This is a genomic window from Mesorhizobium sp. M7A.F.Ca.CA.004.06.1.1 (assembly GCF_003999135.1).
Classification (GTDB): Bacteria; Pseudomonadota; Alphaproteobacteria; order Rhizobiales; family Rhizobiaceae; genus Mesorhizobium.
This window is the reverse complement of record NZ_RZPQ01000867.1, coordinates 1-2,287: the sequence shown is the minus strand read 5'-3', so window position 1 is coordinate 2,287 and position 2,287 is coordinate 1. Positions and strand designations below refer to the sequence as shown.

Genomic DNA, 2,287 nt, shown 5'->3' with positions numbered 1-2,287 from the left:
GGGTGGCGGCGCACCCGATGCCATCATGGAAGACCAGAAGGCGTCAGGCATCAACGGCGGCACCTTCACTTCGGGCGCATGGCGTACCCGAGACCTGAACACCGAAGTCCGCGATCCCTACGGGCTGATTTCCCTAGCCTCGAACCAGTTCACGCCGACCGTCGCGGGTTGGGTAGAATGGAGTGCGCCGGCTTGTAAAATTGGCGTTCATCAATCCCGGCTGTTCAATGTCACTGATGGCGTAGAAGTCACCGCAGGCACCAGTGAGCAGACCGACAACGGCAACGACTTCACGCAAACCAGAAGTATCGGCGGTGCGCCGGTCGTTGCCGGGAAAACATACAGAATAGAACACCGATGCGGTACGACCCGCAGCAACGACGGCTTTGGTTTCACGGCCGGGTTTGCCGCCTTCGATATTTACACGCGTCTCAAGTTCTGGAGGGCATAGCCGTGGACCGCAATTTCGCCCACGCGCTCGCGCTTGTTCTGAAATCTGAAGGGCTCTGGTCGGACAATCCAGCCGATCCCGGCGGCGCCACCATGAAAGGGGTGACGCTCACCAATTTCCGCCGCTACGTGAAGGCCGATGCGACAAAGGCGGATCTACGCAAGATCAGCGATGCCCAGGTGGCGACGGTCTATCGCAGGTTCTATTGGGACGCCGTAGCTGGGGCTGAACTCCCTGATGGCGTGGATTACGCCGTCTTTGACTTCGCGGTAAATTCCGGGCCAGGCAGGGCTGCGAAGTACCTTCAGGCTGTCGTCGGTGTGACGCAGGACGGGCGCATAGGCCCAGCGACCATCGCCGCCGCAAACGGCAAGCCGGCGGGCGTTGTCATCGACGCGCTCTGTGACGACCGCCTGGCCTTCCTTAAGCGTTTGCCGACCTGGGCCACTTTTGGGCGCGGCTGGAGCGATCGGGTGAAGTCCGTCCGCTCGCAATCGCTCGTTCTGGCAGGGCAGGGGGAAGCCGCGGTTCAGCCTGTCATCACTCCGTCGACGCCTGTACCCGCTCCCGTTCCGCCAGCTTCGCCGCAGATCGTCTATCCCGAGCCAACCCAGACTGCCGAAACGAAGACCGTCGAACGCAACTGGCTGTGGCGGCTGCTGTTCGCGGTTGTCGGTGCCGTTTTCAAGAGGAAGTGACCATGCGAACGGTTCGCCAGCCAAGCGCGTTGCCAACGAACAAGCTGACAGCGGCCATGGTGTCGGCGTCGGCCGCCGGCATCGTGAAGGCACTTGTCGTGCACAACTTTCCCGACTTCGCCGATCCGGCGATTTGGGAGCCGCTGCCGTATGTCGTTGGCGGACTCGTCGGCTATTTCGTCAAGGACAAGCCCAATGTCTGAGCTGCTGGTGTGGCTGTTCAGTGCCGTGATCGACAACAAGGTCATCATGGCCATTCTCGCGGCTGTCGTCGGTGGCGTCAGCCTGTTCGTTGCCGGTGGGATTCACCGCGCCAACAAGGACAAGGCCAAGCAGGCGGCCAGAGACCTGGCCTCCGCCCAGGACAGTCTGGAGATGAACCGGGAGGCAACAGCGGCCGAACGGCAGGCCGCCGGCATGACAGACGACCAAGCCCGAGCGGAGGCGACTAAATGGGCAAAGCACTGATAGCCCCGGTGTTCCTGCTTCTGTCAGCGTGCGCCACGTCGGCCCCAATCGATGACCCTCGCAAGGTCTGGTGCGACCACAACACGCCCCGCCGGCCCTCGCTGACTGTCGTTCAGATCATGACCCGCGCCGAACTGGACGACTTGAACTCGTTCAATGCCAAGGGCGCTGACTGGTGCGGGTGGAAGCCATGATGCACGATTTGCTCGACCTATTGGGCATCAAGGCCCCTGTGCTTGTTGCCGGCCTCTCTGGCGGCATCCTGCGGGCTCTGTCGCGGCATCGGTACAAGCTGCGCGAAATGATAGCCTCGCCTGTTTGTGGCGCACTGGCGGCGGCTTATCTCACGCTGCCAGTGGTGTCGTATTTCAAAGCGACGGGATTGCCGATTCCAGATCCGGCCGATGACACCACGACGCTTGCGGCTGCTTTCCTGATCGGCGTCTCGGCTATGTGGATTTCGGATATGCTGTTCGAGATGATCGTGCGAAAGTTCAAGCCGGCGGCAGAGGAATAGCGGCGGTGGTCTGGTCGGATATCTGGCGAGTGTGCCTGGGGTGACGACGGCAATAAAACATGGCTTTCACCATTTCGGCACTATTCGAGTGGCTTAATTGCGTTCTGGTGTGTTTCGGGATATGGCGGAAGTGGTGGGGGAGGCCTTATGAGC

Annotated in this window: 6 protein-coding genes; all 6 read left to right on the top strand. The window is 61.2% G+C overall.

All coding sequences use genetic code 11. The annotated features are described in order from the left end of the window. A partial coding sequence (locus EN906_RS31410) for a hypothetical protein (protein ID WP_206529213.1) occupies nucleotides 1-451 on the top strand: 451 nt, incomplete at its 5' end. Between the two features lie 2 nt (nucleotides 452-453). After that, nucleotides 454-1,149 carry a glycosyl hydrolase 108 family protein gene (locus tag EN906_RS31405; RefSeq protein ID WP_127271052.1) on the top strand — a complete coding sequence of 232 codons (696 nt, stop codon included), beginning with the start codon at nucleotides 454-456 and terminating at the stop codon, nucleotides 1,147-1,149. Between the two features lie 2 nt (nucleotides 1,150-1,151). Then, complete coding sequence (locus EN906_RS31400) at nucleotides 1,152-1,352, top strand: hypothetical protein (RefSeq protein ID WP_127271050.1); 201 nt, start codon at nucleotides 1,152-1,154, stop codon at nucleotides 1,350-1,352. Beyond that, nucleotides 1,345-1,617 carry a hypothetical protein gene (locus EN906_RS31395; protein ID WP_127271048.1) on the top strand — a complete coding sequence of 91 codons (273 nt, stop codon included), beginning with the start codon at nucleotides 1,345-1,347 and terminating at the stop codon, nucleotides 1,615-1,617. The genes EN906_RS31400 and EN906_RS31395 overlap by 8 nt, the downstream gene beginning before the upstream one ends. Beyond that, nucleotides 1,602-1,811, top strand: coding sequence for a hypothetical protein (locus EN906_RS31390; protein WP_127271047.1), 210 nt, complete (start codon nucleotides 1,602-1,604; stop codon nucleotides 1,809-1,811). The genes EN906_RS31395 and EN906_RS31390 overlap by 16 nt, the downstream gene beginning before the upstream one ends. Beyond that, the gene (locus EN906_RS31385) at nucleotides 1,811-2,134 is read left to right on the top strand and encodes a hypothetical protein (protein WP_127271068.1); all 324 of its coding nucleotides are present in this window, start codon (nucleotides 1,811-1,813) and stop codon (nucleotides 2,132-2,134) included. Before EN906_RS31390 ends, EN906_RS31385 begins: the two co-directional genes overlap by 1 nt. The last annotated feature ends 153 nt before the right edge of the window (nucleotides 2,135-2,287 follow it).

Excerpts from the sequence above, each read along its gene's own strand:
- EN906_RS31400 (WP_127271050.1), top strand. The coding sequence starts at position 1,152 with ATGCGAACGGTTCGCCAGCCAAGCGCGTTGCCAACGAACAAGCTGACA.
- EN906_RS31395 (WP_127271048.1), top strand. The coding sequence starts at position 1,345 with ATGTCTGAGCTGCTGGTGTGGCTGTTCAGTGCCGTGATCGACAACAAG.
- EN906_RS31390 (WP_127271047.1), top strand. The coding sequence starts at position 1,602 with ATGGGCAAAGCACTGATAGCCCCGGTGTTCCTGCTTCTGTCAGCGTGC.
- EN906_RS31385 (WP_127271068.1), top strand. The coding sequence starts at position 1,811 with ATGCACGATTTGCTCGACCTATTGGGCATCAAGGCCCCTGTGCTTGTT.